The organism is Pantoea sp. B270 (assembly GCF_018726825.1).
Lineage (GTDB): Bacteria > Pseudomonadota > Gammaproteobacteria > Enterobacterales > Enterobacteriaceae > Pantoea > Pantoea dispersa.
This window is the reverse complement of the sequence record NZ_JAHCSX010000001.1, coordinates 1,775,237-1,796,239: the sequence shown is the minus strand read 5'-3', so window position 1 is coordinate 1,796,239 and position 21,003 is coordinate 1,775,237. Positions and strand designations below refer to the sequence as shown.

Here is a 21,003-nt window from a genome sequence, read left to right as displayed (position 1 = left end):
CGGACGTCACGCGGCAGGGATGCCGCGTGTCGAGGCCCGCAGGGAGCGGGTTTTGCCGTTCCGGCGTGCTCAGTTCCCCCTCTGACCATGCGGGATCTTAACGCGATAAAAGGGATTCAGCAGTACTGCAGGCAGGTTACAGCTCGATCTCAATCTCCCCTCTGGCCTTACAACAGCAGGGCAGAATCTCGCCCTGCTGAATAAACGCCAGTGGGGTTTCCGCATAATCCACTTCGCCTTTCAGCAGACGCATGCGGCAGGAGCCGCAGTAGCCTTCGCGACATTGAAACTCGACACACACATTGTGTGCTTCCAGCGTCGTCAGCAGATTAGGGTGTTCGTCTGCGCACTCCAGCCGGGAGCCGGAGCTGCGCAGAATGACCACGGAACGGCTCATGCTTACAGCTGGAAATCGTTGAAGTCGTCTTCGCCCACTTCGGAGTCGATCTGACCCACCAGATAGGAGCTCACTTCAACTTCCTGCGGCGCCACCTGCACGTTATCTGACACCAGCCACGAGTTAATCCATGGAATCGGGTTCGAACGCGTCTGGAACGGCAGATCAAGACCCACCGCCTGCATGCGGATATTGGTGATGTACTCAATGTATTGGCACAGAATGTCCTTGTTCAGACCAATCATTGAGCCGCCGCTGAACAGATACTCAGCCCACTCTTTTTCCTGCTCGGCCGCTTTCTTAAACAGGTCGAAGCACTCGTCGCGGCACTCAGCGGCGATCTCTTTCATTTCAGGATCGTCTTCACCGGTACGCATCAGATTCAGCATATGCTGAGTGCCGGTCAGGTGCAGCGCTTCGTCACGGGCGATCAGACGAATAATCTTGGCGTTGCCTTCCATCAGTTCGCGCTCGGCGAAGGCGAAGGAGCAGGCAAAGCTGACGTAGAAGCGAATCGCTTCCAGCGCGTTAACGCTCATCAGGCAGATATACAGCTGCTTCTTCAGCGCACGCAGATTCACGGTCACGCTCTTGCCCGCCACCTGATGCGTGCCTTCACCCAGCAGATGCCAGTAGTTAGTCATCTCGATCAAATCATCGTAATACTTCGAGATATCCTGCGCGCGCGCCAGAATCTGCTCGTTAGTCACGATGTCATCAAAGACCAGTGACGGATCATTGACGATATTACGGATGATGTGGGTGTACGAGCGTGAGTGGATGGTCTCGGAGAACGCCCAGGTTTCCACCCAGGTTTCCAGCTCGGGAATCGAGATCAGCGGCAGCAGCGCCACGTTCGGGCTGCGGCCCTGAATGGAATCCAGCAGCGTCTGATACTTCAGGTTACTGATGAAGATGTGCTTCTCGTGCTCCGGCAGCGCCTGATAGTCGATGCGATCGCGCGAGACGTCAACCTCTTCCGGACGCCAGAAGAAAGAGAGCTGCTTCTCGATCAGCTTCTCAAAGATGTCGTATTTCTGCTGGTCGAAACGGGCAACGTTCACTGACTGGCCGAAGAACATCGGCTCTTTCAGCTGGTCATTTTTGTTCTGTGAGAAAGTAGTGTAAGCCATGACTAAGTCCAAAAGTGAAACGGGCCAGCCGCTGCTGGCCCAGACACGATAAGGCGCCCGCAGGCGCCTTTCGATCAAATTTTACAGGCGCCGCTTTCGCAGCCATCGTCCTGAATAGACGGCGCCAGATCGTCCTGCGCATCCTCGGCACCGTCACGGGTGTTTTGGTAGTACAGGGTCTTCACGCCAAATTTGTACGCGGTCAGCAGATCTTTCAGCAGCTGTTTCATCGGCACTTTGCCATTGGCGAAACGGCCTGGATCGTAGTTGGTGTTCGATGAAATCGCCTGATCGATAAACTTCTGCATCACGCCAACCAGCTGCAGATAGCCGTCGTTTGATGGCATCTCCCACAGCAGTTCGTACTGATCTTTCAGACGCTCATACTCCGGTACTACCTGGCGCAGAATCCCGTCTTTCGACGCTTTGATACTGATGTGACCGCGCGGCGGCTCGATACCGTTGGTGGCGTTCGAAATCTGCGAAGAGGTCTCAGACGGCATCAGTGCAGACAGCGTGGAGTTGCGCAGGCCGTGGGTTTTAATCGACTCACGCAGCGCTTCCCAGTCAAGGTGCAGCGGCTCATTACATACGCTGTCGAGATCCTTTTTATAGGTATCGATCGGCAGAATGCCCTGCGAATAAGTGGTCTCTTTAAACCACGGGCAGGCACCTTGCTCTTTCGCCAGCTCGTTGGAGGCTTTCAGCAGCCAGTACTGAATGGCTTCAAAGGTTTTGTGCGTCAGGTTGTTGGCGCTACCGTCGGAGTAGCGCACACCGTGTTTCGCCAGGTAATAGGCATAGTTGATCACGCCAATACCCAGGGTACGACGGCCCATCGCACCGCGTTTTGCCGCCGGGATCGGGTAATCCTGGTAATCGAGCAGGGCATCCAGCGCGCGTACTGCCAGCGTCGCCAGCTCTTCCAGATCGTCCAGGCTTTCAATCGCACCGAGGTTAAAGGCGGACAGGGTGCACAGCGCGATCTCGCCGCTTTCGTCGTTGACGTCTTCCAGCGGTTTGGTCGGCAGCGCAATTTCCAGGCACAGGTTAGACTGACGCACTGGCGCAATGGCCGGATCGAACGGGCTGTGGGTGTTGCAGTGGTCAACGTTCTGCACGTAGATACGGCCGGTTGAGGCACGTTCCTGCATCATCAGCGAGAACAGGTCGACGGCTTTCACGCGCTGCTTGCGGATGCTGTCGTCCTTCTCATATTTGGTATACAGACGCTCAAACTCATCCTGATCGGCGAAGAACGCGTCATACAGGCCTGGCACGTCGGACGGGCTGAACAGAGTGATGTCTTCGCCTTTCAGCAGGCGGGTGTACATCAGCTTGTTGATCTGCACGCCGTAATCCATATGACGTACGCGGTTGCCTTCGACGCCGCGGTTGTTTTTCAACACCAGCAGGCTTTCCACTTCCAGATGCCACATCGGGTAGAACAGCGTTGCCGCACCGCCGCGCACGCCGCCCTGCGAGCAGGATTTCACCGCCGTCTGGAAGTGCTTATAGAATGGGATACAGCCGGTGTGGAACGCTTCACCACCGCGGATCGGGCTGCCGAGCGCACGAATGCGACCCGCGTTGATACCGATGCCGGCACGCTGTGACACATATTTCACAATAGCGCTGGAGGTGGCGTTAATGGAATCCAGGCTGTCGCCGCATTCGATCAGTACGCAGGAGCTGAACTGACGGGTCGGAGTGCGCACGCCGGACATGATAGGTGTAGGCAGCGAGATCTTGAACGTGGAGATCGCATCGTAGAAACGCTTGATGTAATCCATGCGCGTATCGCGCGGATAGCCGGAGAACAGGCAGGCGGCGACCAGAATATACAGGAACTGGGCGCTCTCGTAGATTTCACCGCTGACGCGGTTCTGCACCAGATATTTGCCTTCCAGCTGCTTCACTGCCGCGTAGGAGAAGTTCATGTCGCGCCAGTGGTCGATGAAGCCGTCCATCTGCTCGAACTCTTCGGTGCTGTAGTCTTCCAGCAGATGGCGATCGTATTTACCCATCTCGACCATTTTTACTACCTGGTCGTACAGCTTCGGTGGCTCAAACTGACCGTACGCTTTTTTACGCAGGTGGAAGATCGCCAGACGCGCGGCCAGGTACTGGTAATCAGGCGCGTCACGGGAGATCAAATCGGCAGCCGCTTTGATGATGGTCTCGTGAATGTCCGAGGTTTTGATGCCATCGTAAAACTGGATGTGCGAACGCAACTCAACCTGCGAGACGGAGACATTGTTCAGCCCTTCAGCTGCCCAGTCCAGCACCCGGTGAATCTTATCGAGGTCGATGCGCTCCTGGCGGCCATCGCGTTTCGTAACGAGCAGACTTTGGTTCATGTCGCGTGTTTACCTGTCCATGAAATACAAAATTATCCCCCGTCTATTCACAGGCGGCTCATTGTGAGTAAGCCTGTGGATAAACACTATATATAGGGGGTGCGGAAAGTTTGAACAACAATATGGTGAGTATTCTAGTCAGCAATCGGATCATCACAAGAGTTGATTTTCACAAAATTTTACGCCCTGGGGGGTGGCGAAAATCCTGGATCCCCACGCCACAAGGCCTGCACCTGGTGTCAACGGATAACAGGTTTTTTTTCAATTTTTGATCGAGCGCGTGTTTATTGCTCAACCGCTGCGATTCGGGAAATTTCCCAGGCGAAAAAAGCCCGCGCCGCTCCGTCAGCAGCGAACTTATCTGCGTTTGCTTATGAATTTTTTATGACCTTTTCACCTTACAAAAAGCGCATCGCAGCGTCTAAAAGGAAATTGATCTGGATAGGGCCAGCGCGTGATAAACCGGGTGCGGTCGGAAGTGAAAGGAGGACTGGCAGTTTGTAGAGCGTTATGCCGTTCAGTTGAGTAAATTGCTGGTCGTAGATTCCATAGCGGCGCGATTTTTCGCGTAATACATCGCGCCGCTACAACAGCGCTGCCCACGGGCAGGCAGGCGAAACAGGTCGTTTACGCCTGACGGTGGGTATGCACCATATAATTGACGTCCACCCCGCGGCCAAGGCGGAACTGGTTAGTCAGCGGATTGTAGTGCAGGCCAGTCATATTGCGTTCACGCAGGGCGGTCTCATCCACCCAGTTCAGCAGCTCGGCAGGACGAATAAATTTTTTCACGTCATGGGTACCGCGCGGCACCATGCGCAGCACGTATTCAGCGCCAAACACCGCCAGCAACCAGGCTTTAGGGTTACGGTTGATGGTGGAGAAAAACACCTCGCCGCCCGGTTTCACCAGCTGCGCGCAGGCCAGCACCACGGAACGCGGATCCGGCACGTGTTCCAGCATCTCCATACAGGTTACCACGTCGTACTGACCGGCATGGCTGGCCGCATGCGCTTCAACCGTCTGCTGCACGTAATTGACGCTCACACCGCTCTCCAGCGCGTGCAGACGCGCGATCTCCAGCGGCTCGGCGCCCATATCCAGACCGGTGACTTCCGCCCCTTCACGCGCCATGCTCTCGGCGAGAATGCCGCCGCCGCAGCCGACATCCAGCACTTTCTTACCGAACAGCCCATGGCTGTGCTGGGCAATCCAGCCAAGACGCAGGGGATTAATGCGGTGCAACGGCTTAAATTCACCCTCTAAATCCCACCAGCGTGATGCAACCGCCTCAAACTTAGCAATTTCGGCGTGGTCGACGTTCTGGCGGCTTTCCTGCGGTTGTTCATTCATTGAATCATGACTCCTGACAAAATATGCCACCAGTATAAACGCATAAACCCTGCGAGGCATCTCTCAGCGCAAAGGAAAAGCGCCACAAAACCCTGCTTTACGTTCACCGCACGCAAGCGATGTGATATACTTTCGCACCTTTAAAATCCGGGATTATGTAGAGGGATAGCGGCTCCATGAGCGACCTTGCGAGAGAAATTACACCGGTCAATATCGAAGAAGAGTTGAAAAACTCCTACCTCGATTACGCCATGTCGGTCATCGTTGGCCGAGCCTTACCCGATGTACGTGATGGCCTGAAGCCGGTGCATCGCCGTGTGCTTTTTGCCATGAGCGAACTGGGTAACGACTGGAACAAACCCTATAAAAAATCTGCCCGTGTGGTCGGTGACGTTATCGGTAAATATCACCCACACGGTGACTCCGCTGTGTACGAAAGTATCGTGCGCATGGCCCAGCCGTTCTCCCTGCGCTACATGCTGGTCGACGGTCAGGGTAACTTCGGTTCGGTCGACGGCGACTCCGCCGCAGCGATGCGTTATACCGAAGTGCGCATGGCGAAGATCTCCTCTGAACTGCTGGCTGACCTGGAAAAAGAGACGGTCGACTTTGTGCCGAACTATGACGGCACCGAGCAGATCCCAGAAGTCCTGCCGACCAAAATTCCTAACCTGCTGATCAACGGCTCCTCCGGTATTGCCGTCGGCATGGCGACCAACATTCCGCCTCACAACCTGACGGAAGTGATCAACGGCTGTCTGGCGTTTATCGAAGATGAAAACATCAGCGTCGAAGGGCTGATGGAGCACATTACCGGGCCGGATTTCCCGACCGCCGCCTTTATCAACGGTCGTCGTGGCATTGAAGAAGCCTACCGCACCGGGCGCGGTAAAATTTACATCCGCGCGCGCGGCGAGATCGAAACCGACGCCAAAACCGGTCGTGAAACCATCATCGTCAATGAAATCCCGTATCAGGTGAACAAAGCGCGCCTGATCGAGAAAATTGCCGAGCTGGTGAAAGAGAAGCGCGTTGAGGGCATCAGCGGCCTGCGTGACGAATCTGACAAAGACGGCATGCGTATCGTCATTGAAGTGAAACGCGATGCGGTCGGCGAAGTGGTGCTCAACAACCTCTACTCGCTGACGCAGCTGCAGGTCTCTTTCGGCATCAACATGGTTGCCCTGCATCAGGGCCAGCCGAAGATCATGACGCTGAAGGAGATCATTGAAGCCTTCGTTCGCCACCGCCGTGAAGTGGTGACGCGTCGTACCATCTTCGAACTGCGTAAAGCGCGCGATCGTGCGCACATCCTTGAAGGTCTTGCGATTGCGCTGGCCAACATCGATCCGATTATCGAGCTGATTCGTCGGGCTCCGACGCCAGCCGAAGCGAAAAGCGGCCTGCTGGCGCAGTCGTGGGATCTAGGCAACGTCGCCGCCATGCTGGAACGTGCCGGTGACGACGCCGCGCGTCCGGAGTGGCTGGAAGCGGAGTTCGGTATTCGCGACGGTCGCTACTACCTGACCGAGCAGCAGGCACAGGCCATTCTTGATCTGCGTCTGCAGAAACTGACCGGCCTTGAGCATGAAAAACTGCTCGACGAGTACAAAGAGCTGCTGGACCAGATCGCCGAACTGATTCACATCCTGCAGAGCGCCGAGCGCCTGATGGAAGTGATCCGTGAAGAGCTGGTGGCGATGCGCGATCAGTTTGGTGATGCGCGCCGTACGGAAATCACCGCTAACAGCGCTGACATCAACATCGAAGACCTGATTAACCAGGAAGATGTGGTGGTCACCCTGTCGCATCAGGGCTACGTCAAATACCAGCCGCTGTCAGACTATGAAGCCCAGCGTCGCGGCGGTAAGGGCAAATCGGCGGCGCGCATTAAAGAAGAAGACTTTATCGATCGTCTGCTGGTGGCCAACACCCACGACACCATTCTGTGCTTCTCCAGCCGTGGCCGCCTCTACTGGATGAAGGTCTATCAGCTGCCGGAAGCCAGCCGTGGCGCGCGCGGTCGTCCAATCGTCAACCTGCTGCCGCTGGAAGCCAACGAGCGTATCACCGCGATTCTGCCAGTGCGCGAATACACCGAAGGCTTCAACATCTTCATGGCGACCGCAGACGGTACCGTGAAGAAAACTGCGCTGCAGGAGTTCAGCCGTCCGCGCAGTGCCGGCATCATTGCCATCAACCTGCGTGAAGACGATGAGCTGATTGGCGTGGCGCTGACCAACGGTAACGACGAAGCGATGCTGTTCTCTGCCGCCGGTAAAGTGGTGCGCTTCGCGGAGAGCGCGGTGCGCGCCATGGGCCGTTCGGCTTCGGGCGTACGCGGCATCAGGCTGGCAGAAGGCGACAAAGTGGTGTCGCTGATTGTGCCACGTGAAGAGGGCGCGATTCTCACCGTAACGCAGAACGGCTACGGCAAGCGTACTGCTAACAGCGAGTATCCGACCAAATCGCGCGCCACGCAGGGCGTGATCTCGATTAAAGTCACCGAGCGTAACGGGCCAGTGGTTGGCGCGGTACAGGTGGTAGATAGCGATCAGATCATGATGATCACCGATGCCGGCACGCTGGTGCGTACCCGCGTGTCGGAAGTCAGCGTGGTGGGCCGTAATACGCAGGGCGTGATCCTGATTCGTACCGCGGAAGATGAAAACGTGGTCGGCCTGCAGCGCGTCGCTGAACCGGTGGAAGAGGAAGAACTCGACGCCATCGACGGCAGCGTGGCAGAAGGCGAAGACGATATCGCGCCGGAAGTCGACAGTGACGACGCACCGGAAACAGACGACGAAGAGTAACCGTTCATTGTCTGTCACAAACGGCAGGTCAGGGCAACCGACCTGCCGTTTTTTTGTCTGACTTTCACTCCCAAAGTCGCGTGCCAACTGGCTTTTTCGCCCTGATAAAGCTAGTGTATGAGAACTTTTCAACGTCCCGATAACCCTTGCCGCCAGTGAGTCTCTTTTGAAATATCTCGTCTCCTTTCGCACCACGCTTCGCATCTCGCGCTACCTGTTTCGTGCGCTGGCACTGCTGCTCTGGTCGCTGGGTGCACTGTTGACCACTTTCTACATCATCAATGTGCTGCACGAGAAAGAGAACGCGGTGCGCCAGGAGTTTGCCACCAATTATGGTCAGGCCGAATGGTATGTGCGCCACTCAGCGGATGTGATGCGCGAGCTGAAGTACATCACTGAGAATCGCCTGAGCAGCAGCGTCAACGGGCTGGATATGCTCAACGGCATGCCGGGCGGTAAAAGCACGCAGCCGCAGTTTACGCCGCTGTTTACCGACGGTGACTGCACGTCAATGAGCAACACCTGGCGTAACTCGCTCGATTCCCTGAGCTATTTCATTAACTACTGGAAAAGCAATTTTGCCTCAGCCTATGAACTCAATCGGGTGTTCTTTATCGGCGGCGAAAATCAGTGCCTGGCAGACTTCACCATTGGCAACAATAATCCGGTCGATCGCGAACGCAGCCTGAAGGCGCTGCGCGAAAACGTGCTGCACTACCGCAGCGGCAACGAGGAAGAGCGGCGTAATCCAATGTACTGGATTACCAACAGCAGCCAGCCAGGCATCGGCAACTTCTACATGGTGGTGCCGGTTTACGTCGCCAACAAACTGCAGGCGCTGCTCGGCGTGGAACAGAACATTCGCCTGGATGAATTTATTCAGCCCGGCGGGCTGCCGCTGGTGGCCACCATCACCGATGAAAACTATCGCCCGCTGATCAGCTCACGACGCGGCGGACCCGGTTATTCGCTGGACGATCTGCCGGATAACAGCACCTGGTTTGGTTATCTTGACGGCTATCGTCAGCTGGTGCTGAAAAAGCCGCTGCCGCCGTCCAGCCTCAATGTGGTGTGGTCGCTGTCGACCGATGTGCTGATGGATCAGCTCAAGCTGATGCTGATCAACGCGCTGCTGCTCAATATCCTCAGCGCGCTGATTCTGTTTACCCTGGCGTGGGTGTTTGAACGCCGCATGTTCCTGCCGGCGGAAGATAACGCTCACCGGCTGGAGGAGCACGAGCAGTTCAACCGCAAGATTGTCGCGTCAGCGCCGGTCGGCATCTGTATTTTACGTACCAGCGATGGCACCAACATCCTCAGTAATGAACTGGCGCATAACTATCTGACGCTGTTGACGCAGGAAGATCGCCTGCGGCTGAACGAAATCATCGGCGGCCAGCAGGTTAATTTTGTCGATATGCTGACCGGCAGTAACACTAACCTGCAAATCAGCTTTGTGCATTCGCGCTACCGCAACGAGAACGTGGCGATTTGCGTGCTGGTCGACGTCTCGGCGCGCGTGCGCATGGAGCAGTCGCTGCAGGAGATGGCGCACGCCGCCGAGCAGGCCAGCCAGTCCAAATCGATGTTCCTTGCTACCGTCAGTCACGAACTGCGTACGCCGCTGTACGGCATTATCGGTAACCTCGATCTGCTGCAGACTAAATCGCTGCCGAAGGGCGTGGATTCGCTGGTCACGGCGATGAACAACTCATCCAGCCTGTTGCTGAAAATCATCAGCGATATTCTCGACTTCTCGAAGATCGAGTCCGAGCAGCTGAAGATTGAGCTGCGTCCCTTCTCGCCGCGTGAGGTGGTCAACCATATTGCCAGCAACTACCTGTCGCTGGTGGTGCGCAAGCGCCTGACGCTGTATGTGTTCATCGAGAATGATGTACCGCTGGCGCTGGATGGCGATCCGCTGCGCCTGCAGCAGGTGATCTCCAACCTGCTGAACAACGCCATCAAGTTCACCCATACCGGCTGCATTATCCTGCACGCCTATGTCAAAGAGGGGTATCTGGCGTTTCGCGTGCGCGACACCGGCGTGGGAATCCCGGCGAAAGAGATCACGCGCCTGTTCGACCCGTTCTTCCAGGTCGGCTCCGGCGTGCAGCGTAATTTCCAGGGCACCGGGCTGGGACTGGCGATCTGTGAAAAGCTCATCAACATGATGGATGGCGACATCGAAGTCGACTCTGAACCGGGCATGGGCAGCCAGTTCGTGGTGCGTATTCCGATCTACGCCGGACAGCAACCCGCGCCGCCGCTGCTGGATGGTCTGCAGGAAAAAGCCATCTGGCTCGATCTGCGCAACGACTATCTGGCGGCCTTCCTGCTGCGTCTGCTTCAGCAGCAGGGCATCCAGGTTGCGCACTATCAGGGGCGGGCTGGGGCGGACGATGTGATGATCTGCGATCACCACGACGCGCCAGCGCAGACGGTACGCGCGCGCATCCGTATCTGCGGTGAACACATCGATATGCCGCAGGAAACCACGCCGGGACAGTGGGTGCACAGCAGCGCGACGCTGCACGATCTGCCGCTGCTGCTGGGTCGGATTTATCGCATTGCCATCGACAGTGAAACGGCGACCACGCTGGAACTGCCGGTGCCGCAGCAGGCCTCCAGCTATGAAGACATCATGGTGCTGATCGTTGATGACCATCCGATTAACCGCATGCTGCTGTCTGAACAGCTTGGCACACTGGGCTATCAGACCAAAACGGCGCAGGACGGCGTGGATGCGCTCAACGTGCTCAGCCGTAACCATATCGATATCGTGCTGAGCGACGTCAACATGCCAAACATGGACGGCTACCGGCTGACGCAGCGTCTGCGCCAGCTGGGGCATGCTTTCCCGGTGATTGGAGTGACCGCTAACGCACTGGCGGAAGAGAAACAGCGCTGTATGGATGCCGGCATGGATAATTGCCTGTCAAAACCGGTGACGCTGGATGTGCTGAAAACCACGCTGGCGCTGTATGCCGAACGTGTTCGCAAAAGCCGGGAAGGATAAGCAGGGCAGAGGAGAGGCGGTGCCGAAGCACCGCCGCAGGGATTACTCTTTGTCGACCTGAGTGGCGCTGACGGAAGAGAGGTAGTTCAGCAGCGCGATATCGTTATCCACGCCCAGCTTCATCATTGCTGATTTCTTCTGGCTACTGATGGTTTTGATACTGCGGTTCAGCTTCTTGGCGATCTCGGTGACGAGGAAGCCTTCGGCGAACAGACGCAGCACTTCGCTCTCTTTCGGTGACAGACGTTTGTCGCCGTAGCCGCCGGCGCTGATTTTCTCCAGCAGTTTGGCCACGCTTTCCGGCGTGTACTTTTTGCCTTTCTGCAGGGCTGCCAGCGCTTTTGGCAGGTCAGTTGGTGCACCCTGTTTCAGCACGATGCCTTCGATATCCAGATCCAGTACCGCGCTCAGGATCGCCGGGTTATTGTTCATGGTCAGAACAATAATGGAGAGATCCGGATAGTGACGCTTGATGTACTTGATCAGCGTGATGCCGTCGCCGTATTTTTCGCCCGGCATCGACAGATCGGTAATCAGGACGTTGGCATCCAGTTTGGACAAGCTATTGATCAGTGCTGTTGAGTCTTCAAACTCACCTACCACATTCACCCATTCGATCTGCTCCAGAGATTTACGGATACCGAACAGAACGATTGGATGGTCATCGGCAATAATTACATTCAGGTTATTCATCTTATTGGTTACCTTGCTGCAGCAGTTGGTTGACGTACGCGTCAATTTCACTGGTGGTATTTTTAATGGTTAAATCGTCGCACAGTTTAATGTGCTGTTCTAACTCTTCACAAAGCTGTTTACCCGGCAGTAAATTGAGCATGGCAAACACGCCTTTCAGGCGATGCGCTGTCTGAGCAAGCGAGGGATAGTCCTTCTCCGCCGACTCAGTATACAGTCTCTTCACATCTGGCGGTACTGTCTCCGTAAACAGCTGGAAATAGCCGCCGCTCAGCAGCGGCGTGGCAGCCTCATCGTCGTCGCTCTCCTCTATCGAATCGTGAGCCAGTTGCTTCTCAATCAGGGCCAGCAGCGCATCAAGCAGCGCATTGCTGAGATTGAAATTGACCCGGAATTGCTGGTCGTTGAGGGCGTGATGCCCCATTTCGTCGCCCGCCAGCAACAGCGCCCAGCCGTGCAGGCGTGCCGGATCGTCCGTCACCAGCACATCATGCTCCTGCCCGGACAAGCGCTCATCCGAGGTCAGGCAATTTGCCCCCCAGTTCTCGAGGTGGCGGCAGACAATTTTGTGTACGTCTTCGACCGCGATATCCACCAGCGCCGTCACGCCTTCCAGCAGTTTCTCTTCCTGCTCGCTCTGCTGCTCCAGCGCCAGCGGCAGCTGAATGTTATAGCGCGTGCCGATATCCGGTTTGGCGATAATCTCCAGCTGGCCGCCCATCTGTTTGCACAGCTGCTTACACAGGAAAAACGCCATGCCGGACGCCTGACCGTAACGATCCTGCGTGGTTTCGCCGAGGTAAGGGAAATCGACGTTGGCCAGCTCGTCGCCGGTCAGGCCTGAGCCGGTATCCACCAGCTGGAACAGCACGCTGTTGACTTTGCTGTCGCTGGCTTTGATATCGAGGGAAATCTTGCCCCACTGCGTGGTGGTGAGCGCGTAGTGCATCAGCGTGGTCAGGACTTTACGCAGCGCGCGGCGATCGCCAAAGCGCATCTCGTCGTTGGCCAGCTGATTGTTGACCACCAGCGTCAGCCCTTTGCGCCGCAGCAGCGGCAGGCTCTCCAGCGCAATCTCATCCAGCAGATCCTGCAGGTTAAACACGCCCGCATCCGGCGACCAGTCGTGGGCTTCCAGCCGGTTGAGCAGGACGATATCGTCCACCAGCCGCGCCAGACCCTGGCTCTCATCCAGCAGATCCAGCACGCTCTCGTCGTCATCGCGCTGGCTGAGCTGCACCAGCTGCGTCACCATGCTCTGCAGCGGACGATTAAGCGCATGGCCAAGATTCTGCATCAGCTGCTGGCGCATCTGGTGGTTGCGATCCAGCACCTGCTGCGCTTTTTGCAGCTTCTTATTCACCAGCAGCTCGCGATCCTGATCGCGCATCATAAACAGCTGGGTGTGCGGCGACAGCATGCTGCGCGCGTGGCGAATCTCATACACTTCATTGTTAATGGTAGCCTGCAGCACGCCCTGATGCTGATCGGACATATTGATGATCTTCTGCAGATTGAGGTGCGGCAGCAGATGCTCAGCGATTTTGTTGCTCAGCAGCGTGCGATTGGTGCCAAAGTCATACACCAGCAGCCCGACCGGCAGGCTGGCGACGATCTCCTCATTCAGCATACGCAGCGAATCAAGCTCAGCGCTCTGGTTCTCATTCGGTCGCAGCGACTGCTGGCGCAGCAGCGTAATGCCGGCAATAGACAGCAGGAACAGCAACAGGTTGATCAGCAGCGGCCACATCAGGTTGTGCAGGGTATCCATCGCCAGGCTGGCGAGCGGCACCCGGTACACCAGCTGGAGCGAGGTGCTGGGCAGCGTGGCGGCAATCTCCAGGTTCGGGTTAACCAGCGTCACCGCGGTGCTTTCGCTGCTGGCATCATCGCTGGTGGCGCTGCCGGGCTGGCTGGCATCCTGGCGCAGCTGGAAATTCTCCAGCGGCATACTGCGTGGAATCAAATCGTTAACCGGCAGATCGAACGCCACCACCGTGGCTAAATGACCTGGCTGGTTAAACGTGGTGCGCAGCGTGAAGTAGTGATCGTTCTGCCAGGCAAAGTGGCGCAGCGGCGAGAAGCTTTCGCGTTCGTCGAGCGCATTGGCCTGCTGCAGCATTTCGGCGCGGCGGCTGTCCACCAGCGTATTGATCGCGCTCTCTTTATAGCGCGTCGCCATATCCTTGAGCGGCAGGGTCGAGATCATGATCAGGCTGTTGTCCTGACCATTGAGGAAGTACATCGACCACGCCGGATTTTCAGCGCCCCACAGCGTATCGAGATAATTGGACATGCGCAGCGTCATATCCAGCGTGCTGCTGTCGTGCGAGCCAAAAATCAGCGCTTCGGTCTTGCGGCGGGTTTTCTCCAGATAGTAAACATCCGGGCGCAGGCGCGTCTCCTGCAGGCTGCTGTTCGGCGTAGAACCTGCGGCGCTGGTGGCGAGATTTTCATAGATTTGCCAGGTGGCAAAGCGGTAAGCATCAATGCGTTTTTGCATCGCGCGCGCCAGGTCGGTCATGGCGTAGCGCTTTTCCATGATCCACGCATTCACACTGTTATGCACCATGGCGCCGAGCGCGAGAAACAGCACCAGGTTAAACACCACGAAAAAGCGCGTTACGTTGCCGGAGGTCAGCGGAAATTTATAAGGCAGCATAGGTGTCTCAGGATCCTGCAATTAACGCGCGACCAGCCGGGCGCTGGCGGCAACCGCCAGCAGCAGCAGGGCGATAAGTAAAAACGCGCCGCTCAGGCTGAGCCACTGGGAAATAAAGCCGATTAAAGCCGGGCCTGAAAGAATACCCGCATAGCCGAGCGTTGTCATGGCGGAAATCGCCAGATTGGCCGGCATATCCTGTTGATTACCGGCGGCATTAAACAGCATCGGCACGGTATTGGCCAGGCCAAAGCCCACCAGCAAAAAGGCCAGCAGCGCCGCCTGCGGCCACGGCAGCAGCACCGCCAGCGTCATGCCGGCTGCCGCTGCCAGCGCACCGGTCAGCATCACCGGATAGCGGCCAAAGCGCTGAATCACTTTATCGCCCGTCAGACGACCTATGGTCATGGCGATGGAGAAGATGGCGTAACCCAGACCGGCGTGCGCCACGCTCATGCCCGGGCTTTGCAGCAGCAGCAGGGCGCTCCAGTCGAGTACCGCGCCTTCCGCAAGGAACAGAATAAAGCACAGGCAACCGAGGAAGGCGACCCAGCCGCGCGGGATCACCAGCCAGGGTTGATCGGGCTGATGCAGGCGCTCTGTCATCAGCGTCGGCAGGCTGCGCAGCAACAGCAGCACCATCAGCAGCATGATAACGCCGACTGCCTGCAGCGGTGTCAGACCCGCACCAAGTAACAGGCTGACCGCGCCGGCGCCGAGAATACCGCCAAGGCTGAAGAAACCGTGGAAACCGGACATCATCGGCTTGGCCGCCGCTTTCTCAACCTCAACCGCCTGTACATTCATGGCCACATCCAGCATGCCGAGCCCGGCACCGAACACCATCAGCGTGGCGGCCATCAACCACATCACATCCAGCGTCGCCAGCAGCGGCAGTACTGCCAGTATCACCAGCGTGGAGCACAGCATAACGCGGCGGCAGCCAAAGCGTGCCACCAGCGCACCGGTCACCGGCATTGCCGCCAGTGAACCAATGCCCAGACACAGCAGCAGGCCGCCCAGCGACGCGCCCGTCAGCTGGAGACGCTGGCTGGCAAACGGCACCAGCGGCGCCCAGGCAGACATGCTTAAACCGGCGATGAGAAAAACGAGGCGTGTTCCCAGATTGACACGCTGATGCAATTTGTTGGGCTGTGCGGCGTCCAGTGCTGTCATAAAGGTGTCGTTGTCATAAGTCGTTCGAGCGACGAAGTTTAGCATTAAAGCTGGCGCGGCACCGCTCAATGAAGGCGAAGAGCAGGGCAAAAATGGTCGCCAGAAAACAGCATATTACCGATCTTTTGCCAGGCGCTGCGCTTTTCCAGACATTTCCTGGACTTCATAAGCTCTCTGGCTCTTAGTAAACCGACAGATTCAGTGAAAATTTGGCTTAAGTTGGGGTGAAAATCGATTACTGCGGCAACGCTAACTTACTGAATAGTGGTAAAGAATATTCCGCAAACGGTTGGACAAACGCATCGGCTATATTTTTGTGTAACTTTATTACGCCCGGAAATTAACATTGCGCAATCATGGCTAAGTAATGAACAAAAAGTGCGAAAACGAACAAATAATGGCGTCCTGAGTGGCGGTTAATTTAACCTCAGTAAACAGGTTTACATAAAATTACAGAGCGGAAGAAAAATGGCAGGCAAAAAAATGCCGGACAATCATGTCCGGCGGGAATTAGGGTAAATCTCTCATTCGGGGTGAATGAAGGTAATAATGAAATAAATGATGATAGCGGTAGTAATTGTATGCGCTGAGTGGCGTTAAGTTTTATCATTCAGTGCGGCAGCTTATCTCATCTTATCCCTATGTATTTAAATGAATAAAATTCGGTTTATCAATTAGTGCGATATTTTTTGCCGATGTGTGCTGATTATTAGTTCCGCGAAATTTACATTTAGAAATAACTATTTAATACAATGAAACACTTTCGGAAATTTAGTATCATTTTCGTGATAGATTATTGCTCTCCATAAAATAACAATGGCTTGCCGGCTGAATTTTTAAGCATTCAGTTAGCAGTGGCACATATAAAAGGCACATTACAGAGGGTAATAAAATGAAACGTCGCGTTCTCTCCCTGATGATTCCTGCATTGCTGGTGGCAGGCTCAGCAAGCGCAGCTGAAATTTATAACAAAGATGGCAACAAATTAGACCTCTACGGCAAAGTAGACGGCCTGCACTATTTCTCGGACAACGATGGCCAGGACGGTGACCAGTCTTACCTGCGTTTTGGTTTTAAAGGTGAAACTCAGGTGACCGACCAGCTGACCGGCTACGGTCAGTGGGAGTACCAGGCAGCGCTGAACACCGCAGAATCGCAGGGTACCGCTAACAGCTACACCCGTGTCGGCTTCGCCGGTCTGAAATTCGGTGATGCGGGCTCGTTCGACTACGGCCGTAACTACGGCGTACTGTATGACATCGGCGCCTGGACTGACGTGCTGCCGGAGTTTGGTGGTGACACCTACGGCGCGGACAACTTCATGTTCCAGCGCAGCAACGGCCTGGCGACTTACCGCAACAGCAACTTCTTCGGCCTGGTGGATGGCTGGAACTTTGCCGTGCAGTATCAAGGCAAAAACGACAACCCAACCGAATCCTCTTCCGGTCGTGATGTCCTGGGTGAGAACGGCGACGGCTGGGGTCTGAGCACCACCTATGATCTGGGCTCCGGCTTCGGTCTGGGTGCGGCGATGTTCCAGTCTGACCGTACCAACAATCAGAACGGCAACGCGCCAGGCATTCTCGGTCGCGGTGATAAAGCCGAAGCCTACACCGGCGGTCTGAAATATGACGCTAACAACGTGTATCTGGCGGCAATGTACACCCGTTCTTACAACGCAACCCGCTTCGGCGCGGTGGATTCCGCTGCGTACGGCTATGCCAACAAAGCGGACAACTGGGAACTGGTGGCACAGTATCAGTTTGACTTCGGTCTGCGTCCGTCGCTGGCCTTCGTCTCCTCACGCGGCAGCGATATCGAAGGTTACGGCAGCCAGAACCTGAAAAAATATGTCGACGTGGGTGCGACCTATTACTTCAACAAAAACATGTCGACCTATGTTGATTACCAGATCAACCTGCTGGACGACAACAACTTCACCGATGCGGCCGGTATCAACACCGACGACATCGTTGCGCTGGGCCTGGTTTACCAGTTCTAAGCCGGAGAGCGTGGCCTGCGGGTCACGCTCTGCTCTCCAGCAGCGCGTTCAGCGCCGCCTGCAGCGTTGCCGTCACCTGCTGCGCCGCTTCCCCCATCTGAACCTGCACGATTGCGCCATCCACCAGCAACACGATCTGCCCGGTTTTATCCTGCTGCGCCGTGCTGAGTCTTTCGGCAATGGCGGCCGCCATCTCCCGCTTGTGCTGGCGAATCAGGGCGCTCGCTTCCGGCAGGGTATCAGCCAGTTCTGCCGCGCTATTAATAAACGCACAGCCGCGGAAATCCTCCTCCTGAAACCAGCTCAGTAACGCAGCCGGCAGCGCCACGTTGATGGCAGGCTGCTGCGCCAGCGCGCTGCGAAAGCCGCTCATCCAGCGCTGATGGCGCTGCTGCAGAAACGCCAGAATTAAGTCATTTTTGGCCGGAAAGTGGCGGTAGAAAGTCACTTTGGTCACGCCAGCCGCGGCAATCACTTTATCGATGCCGGTAGCACGGATGCCTTGCGCATAAAACAGCTGTTGCGCGCTGAGCAGGATGCGGTCACGCGCGCTGGCGCTGGCATCAAACAGCAGGGGTGCGAGCATAAGAAAAAATTCCTGTTTACGAGGGTAGACAGAATTGTCTACATACGGCAGGATGAATCAAGTAGACAGACCTGTCTACATCATCAGGAGATAAAAAATGCTCATTCCCCCGTTCGATCATCAAAGTGCCTTAGAAAAAGTGCGTATGGCGGAAGATGCCTGGAACAGCTGCGATCCGCAGCGCGTGTCGCAGGTTTACAGTGAAGATACCCGCTAGCGCAATCGCAGCGAATTCGTTAACGGCCGCGCGGACGTCGTGACCTTTCTGCAGCGTAAATGGGCCCGCGAGCTGGATTATCGGTTGATTAAAGAGTTGTGGGCGTGGCACCACGATAAGCTGGCGGTGCGTTTTGCCTATGAGTGGCGCGATGACAGCGGCAACTGGTTCCGCAGCTACGGCAATGAAAACTGGCACTTTGGTGCCGATGGTCTGATGATTCAGCGCTTCGCCTGCATCAACGATTTGCCGATCAGCGCTGAAGCGCGGCTGTTTCACTGGCCGGCTGGCAGACGCCCGGACGATCATCCGGGCCTGAGCGAGCTGGGTCTGTAATTTACGGCGCGTTGCGCCAGCGTCTGGCCTTTGCCGCCTGCTGCGGGGATGTAGTGGCAGGTGGCAGGCTGCCTTCCAGCGCCACGCCCGCCAGCGTAAAGGCGGAAAAGCTCAGCCAGCGCTGCCATTTATCCTGTTGTTCTGTTGCCTTACTCATCTTGCACCTCGCTGATGTTCAACCCACCATCAACGCTGCACAATTCATGCCATGCCACCGCTCTCAGCGCCACGCGCCCCGCGGCCGCTTTGTTACACTGCGCCAGCGCTGAAGCGGTGCAGGATGCACGACGCTGGTGCAATGCCTTAACGTCGGCGCGACGGATAGTGCTGAATCAGGCGGTGGCGATAGTGCTGCCAGCAACGGAAGCTTCCGTAAGCAAATAACCCGGCGGTAGTAGCAAGAATCATATAAATCATCTGTCGCTCCTGTAAGGATTCTCGTGCAGGAACGCAGTATGCTGTGCCAGCCAGCGATCAACTTCAAGCAGCTTTAGATGGTTTTACAAGCGAGTTATGCTTTGTAATAGGCTGTAGTAATGAGTTACAGACGAGGAATTGATGAATTTTCAGAACATTCTGCTGACAGGCATGGTAGCACTGCTGCTGAGCGGGTGCGAGCAAAAAACGGCGCAGCAGGCGCTGGTGCTGGAAGGCAAAACCATGGGAACGGTGTGGCGCGTGAGTCTGGCGGGCGTGGATGCTCAGCGTAAGGCCGCGCTGCAGCAGGCGATTCAGCAGCAGCTCGATCGCGACGATGGCGAACTCTCTACCTGGAAAAAGGACTCGGTGCTGTCGCGCTTCAACCAGTATCAGGGGCAGGATCCCCAGCCGGTCAGTGCCGATATGGCCGATATCGTCACCCGCGCGCTGCGCATCGGTCAGCTGACCGGCGGCGCGATGGACATTACCGTCGGACCGCTGGTGAATCTGTGGGGCTTTGGCCCGGCGCAGCAGCCGGCGCATACACCATCGGATGCCGCCATCGCCGCCGCCAAAGCGCAGACCGGCCTGCAGCACCTGCGCGTGATTGAAACGGTGAACGGCCAGTGGCTGCAAAAAGATCTGCCTGGCCTGTATGTTGATCTCTCCACCATGGGCGAAGGCTACGCCACCGATCACCTGGCGCGACTGATGGAGCAGCAGGGCATCACTAATTATCTGGTGTCGGTGGGCGGGGCGGTGCTGAGTCGCGGCCTGAATGCCAGCCAGCAGCCGTGGCGGGTAGCCATCCAGAAACCGACCGATCGCGAGAACGCGGTGGAGGCACGCGTCGATCTGCAGGGGCACGGAATCAGCACCTCCGGCAGCTATCGCAACTATTATGAACTGGATGGCAAACGCATCTCGCACGTGATCGATCCGGCCAGCGGCCGACCCATCGATCACCGGCTGGTCTCAGCCACGGTGATTGCCACCACCGCGCTGGAAGCCGACGGCTGGGACACCGGGCTGATGGTGCTCGGCACCGAGCGTGCCAAAGCGCTGGCGCTGAAACAGCATCTGGCGGTGTATCTGATTACGAAGCAGGGCGACGGTTTCAGCCACTGGATGTCGCCACAGTTTAAATCGTTTCTTATCGATCAGCCCTGACCTGACAGGAGGTAACTGTGCTGGATCTATTTAGTGAAGACGCGCCATGGCAGGAGCCGCTGGCCGAGGGCGCGGTGATTCTGCGTCGCCGGGCGCGCGAGCAGGCCGATGCGCTGCTGGCGGCGATTCATGACGTCGCGGCCCTTAACCCGTTTGCCCATCGCATCACGCCGGGTGGACATCGCATGTCAGTCGCCATGACCAACTGCGGTGATTTTGGCTGGTCGACCGATTCGCGCGGTTACCAGTACACCGAACAGGATGTCAGCAGCGGCCGTAAATGGCCGCCGATGCCCGCGCTGTTCCGCACGCTGGCGCAGCAGACCGCGCAGGAGGCCGGCTTTGCCGGTTTCAATCCGGATGCCTGCCTGATTAATCGCTATGAGCCCGGTGCCAAACTGACGCTGCATCAGGATAAGGATGAGAAAGACTTACGCCAGCCGATTGTCTCGGTGTCGCTTGGCCTGCCGGCCGTTTTTCAGTTTGGCGGTTTCGAGCGTGGCGATGCAACGCAGCGCGTGCTGCTGGAGCACGGCGATATCGTGGTGTGGGGCGGTCCGTCGCGCCTGCGCTATCACGGCATTTTGCCGCTAAAAGCGGGCATCCATCCGCAGGCTGGCGCGTTCCGTTACAACCTGACATTCCGCCGCGCCCAGTAACCGTAAA

14 protein-coding genes and 1 pseudogene are annotated in these 21,003 nt (G+C 56.7%); 6 read left to right on the top strand and 9 right to left on the bottom strand.

Translation table 11 applies throughout. The annotated features are described in order from the left end of the window. Positions 1-136: 136 nt before the first annotated feature. From yfaE to ubiG, 4 genes are all read right to left on the bottom strand, one after another. Positions 137-397 carry a class I ribonucleotide reductase maintenance protein YfaE gene (gene yfaE / locus KOL70_RS08625; RefSeq protein ID WP_021509229.1) on the bottom strand — a complete coding sequence of 87 codons (261 nt, stop codon included), beginning with the start codon at positions 395-397 and terminating at the stop codon, positions 137-139. Between the two features lie 2 nt (positions 398-399). After that, on the bottom strand, positions 400-1,530 hold the full coding sequence (gene nrdB / locus KOL70_RS08620; protein ID WP_021509230.1) for a class Ia ribonucleoside-diphosphate reductase subunit beta: 1,131 nt from the start codon (positions 1,528-1,530) through the stop codon (positions 400-402). A gap of 74 nt (positions 1,531-1,604) precedes the next feature. Further along, positions 1,605-3,890 (bottom strand): class 1a ribonucleoside-diphosphate reductase subunit alpha, encoded by a 2,286-nt coding sequence (gene nrdA, locus KOL70_RS08615; protein ID WP_021509231.1) that lies wholly within the window; start codon positions 3,888-3,890, stop codon positions 1,605-1,607. Positions 3,891-4,517: 627 nt separating this feature from the next. Further along, positions 4,518-5,243: a bifunctional 2-polyprenyl-6-hydroxyphenol methylase/3-demethylubiquinol 3-O-methyltransferase UbiG gene (gene ubiG, locus KOL70_RS08610; RefSeq protein ID WP_021509232.1), complete on the bottom strand. Its 726-nt coding sequence runs from the start codon at positions 5,241-5,243 to the stop codon at positions 4,518-4,520. A gap of 176 nt (positions 5,244-5,419) precedes the next feature. Here ubiG and gyrA point away from each other — a divergent pair, with 176 nt between their 5' ends. Both gyrA and rcsC read left to right on the top strand, forming a co-directional pair. Then, positions 5,420-8,056, top strand: coding sequence for a DNA topoisomerase (ATP-hydrolyzing) subunit A (gene gyrA, locus KOL70_RS08605; protein ID WP_215480512.1), 2,637 nt, complete (start codon positions 5,420-5,422; stop codon positions 8,054-8,056). A gap of 166 nt (positions 8,057-8,222) precedes the next feature. Then, the gene (gene rcsC, locus KOL70_RS08600; RefSeq protein ID WP_215480511.1) at positions 8,223-11,075 is read left to right on the top strand and encodes a two-component system sensor histidine kinase RcsC; all 2,853 of its coding nucleotides are present in this window, start codon (positions 8,223-8,225) and stop codon (positions 11,073-11,075) included. Between the two features lie 42 nt (positions 11,076-11,117). Here the strand turns inward: rcsC and rcsB are convergent, their stop codons facing one another. The 3 genes from rcsB to KOL70_RS08585 are packed head-to-tail and all read right to left on the bottom strand — an operon-like array spanning position 11,118 to position 15,606. Beyond that, on the bottom strand, positions 11,118-11,768 hold the full coding sequence (gene rcsB, locus KOL70_RS08595) for a response regulator transcription factor RcsB (RefSeq protein WP_013509853.1): 651 nt from the start codon (positions 11,766-11,768) through the stop codon (positions 11,118-11,120). 1 nt (position 11,769) lies between these two features. Beyond that, entirely contained in the window at positions 11,770-14,427 is a 2,658-nt protein-coding gene (rcsD, locus tag KOL70_RS08590) for a phosphotransferase RcsD (protein ID WP_215480955.1), read from the bottom strand. A gap of 24 nt (positions 14,428-14,451) precedes the next feature. Then, positions 14,452-15,606, bottom strand: a complete 1,155-nt coding sequence (locus KOL70_RS08585) for an MFS transporter (protein WP_215480510.1) — start codon at positions 15,604-15,606, stop codon at positions 14,452-14,454. An 892-nt stretch (positions 15,607-16,498) separates the two neighbouring features. Here KOL70_RS08585 and ompC point away from each other — a divergent pair. Then, on the top strand, positions 16,499-17,608 hold the full coding sequence (gene ompC, locus KOL70_RS08580; RefSeq protein WP_031280043.1) for a porin OmpC: 1,110 nt from the start codon (positions 16,499-16,501) through the stop codon (positions 17,606-17,608). Between the two features lie 22 nt (positions 17,609-17,630). Here ompC and KOL70_RS08575 read toward each other — a convergent pair whose 3' ends face one another. Continuing rightward, complete coding sequence (locus KOL70_RS08575) at positions 17,631-18,194, bottom strand: TetR/AcrR family transcriptional regulator (RefSeq protein ID WP_058769916.1); 564 nt, start codon at positions 18,192-18,194, stop codon at positions 17,631-17,633. Between the two features lie 97 nt (positions 18,195-18,291). On the opposite strand from KOL70_RS08575, the pseudogene KOL70_RS08570 reads away from it, so the two are divergent. Beyond that, positions 18,292-18,747, top strand: a pseudogene (locus KOL70_RS08570) (DUF1348 family protein). A gap of 1 nt (position 18,748) precedes the next feature. Here the strand turns inward: KOL70_RS08570 and KOL70_RS08565 are convergent. Beyond that, positions 18,749-18,904, bottom strand: a complete 156-nt coding sequence (locus tag KOL70_RS08565; protein WP_164861051.1) for a hypothetical protein — start codon at positions 18,902-18,904, stop codon at positions 18,749-18,751. Between the two features lie 401 nt (positions 18,905-19,305). Here KOL70_RS08565 and apbE point away from each other — a divergent pair, with 401 nt between their 5' ends. Together apbE and alkB are read left to right on the top strand one after the other, a co-directional pair. Further along, positions 19,306-20,337, top strand: coding sequence for an FAD:protein FMN transferase ApbE (apbE, locus tag KOL70_RS08555; RefSeq protein ID WP_088517034.1), 1,032 nt, complete (start codon positions 19,306-19,308; stop codon positions 20,335-20,337). Between the two features lie 17 nt (positions 20,338-20,354). Next, a complete protein-coding gene (alkB, locus tag KOL70_RS08550) occupies positions 20,355-20,996 on the top strand; it encodes a DNA oxidative demethylase AlkB (protein WP_059009149.1) in 642 nt (213 codons plus the stop codon). The last annotated feature ends 7 nt before the right edge of the window (positions 20,997-21,003 follow it).

Excerpts from the sequence above, each read along its gene's own strand:
- yfaE (WP_021509229.1), bottom strand. The coding sequence starts at position 397 with ATGAGCCGTTCCGTGGTCATTCTGCGCAGCTCCGGCTCCCGGCTGGAG.
- nrdB (WP_021509230.1), bottom strand. The coding sequence starts at position 1,530 with ATGGCTTACACTACTTTCTCACAGAACAAAAATGACCAGCTGAAAGAG.
- nrdA (WP_021509231.1), bottom strand. The coding sequence starts at position 3,890 with ATGAACCAAAGTCTGCTCGTTACGAAACGCGATGGCCGCCAGGAGCGC.
- ubiG (WP_021509232.1), bottom strand. The coding sequence starts at position 5,243 with ATGAATGAACAACCGCAGGAAAGCCGCCAGAACGTCGACCACGCCGAA.
- gyrA (WP_215480512.1), top strand. The coding sequence starts at position 5,420 with ATGAGCGACCTTGCGAGAGAAATTACACCGGTCAATATCGAAGAAGAG.
- rcsB (WP_013509853.1), bottom strand. The coding sequence starts at position 11,768 with ATGAATAACCTGAATGTAATTATTGCCGATGACCATCCAATCGTTCTG.
- KOL70_RS08585 (WP_215480510.1), bottom strand. The coding sequence starts at position 15,606 with ATGACAGCACTGGACGCCGCACAGCCCAACAAATTGCATCAGCGTGTC.
- ompC (WP_031280043.1), top strand. The coding sequence starts at position 16,499 with ATGAAACGTCGCGTTCTCTCCCTGATGATTCCTGCATTGCTGGTGGCA.
- KOL70_RS08575 (WP_058769916.1), bottom strand. The coding sequence starts at position 18,194 with ATGCTCGCACCCCTGCTGTTTGATGCCAGCGCCAGCGCGCGTGACCGC.
- KOL70_RS08565 (WP_164861051.1), bottom strand. The coding sequence starts at position 18,904 with ATGAGTAAGGCAACAGAACAACAGGATAAATGGCAGCGCTGGCTGAGC.
- apbE (WP_088517034.1), top strand. The coding sequence starts at position 19,306 with ATGAATTTTCAGAACATTCTGCTGACAGGCATGGTAGCACTGCTGCTG.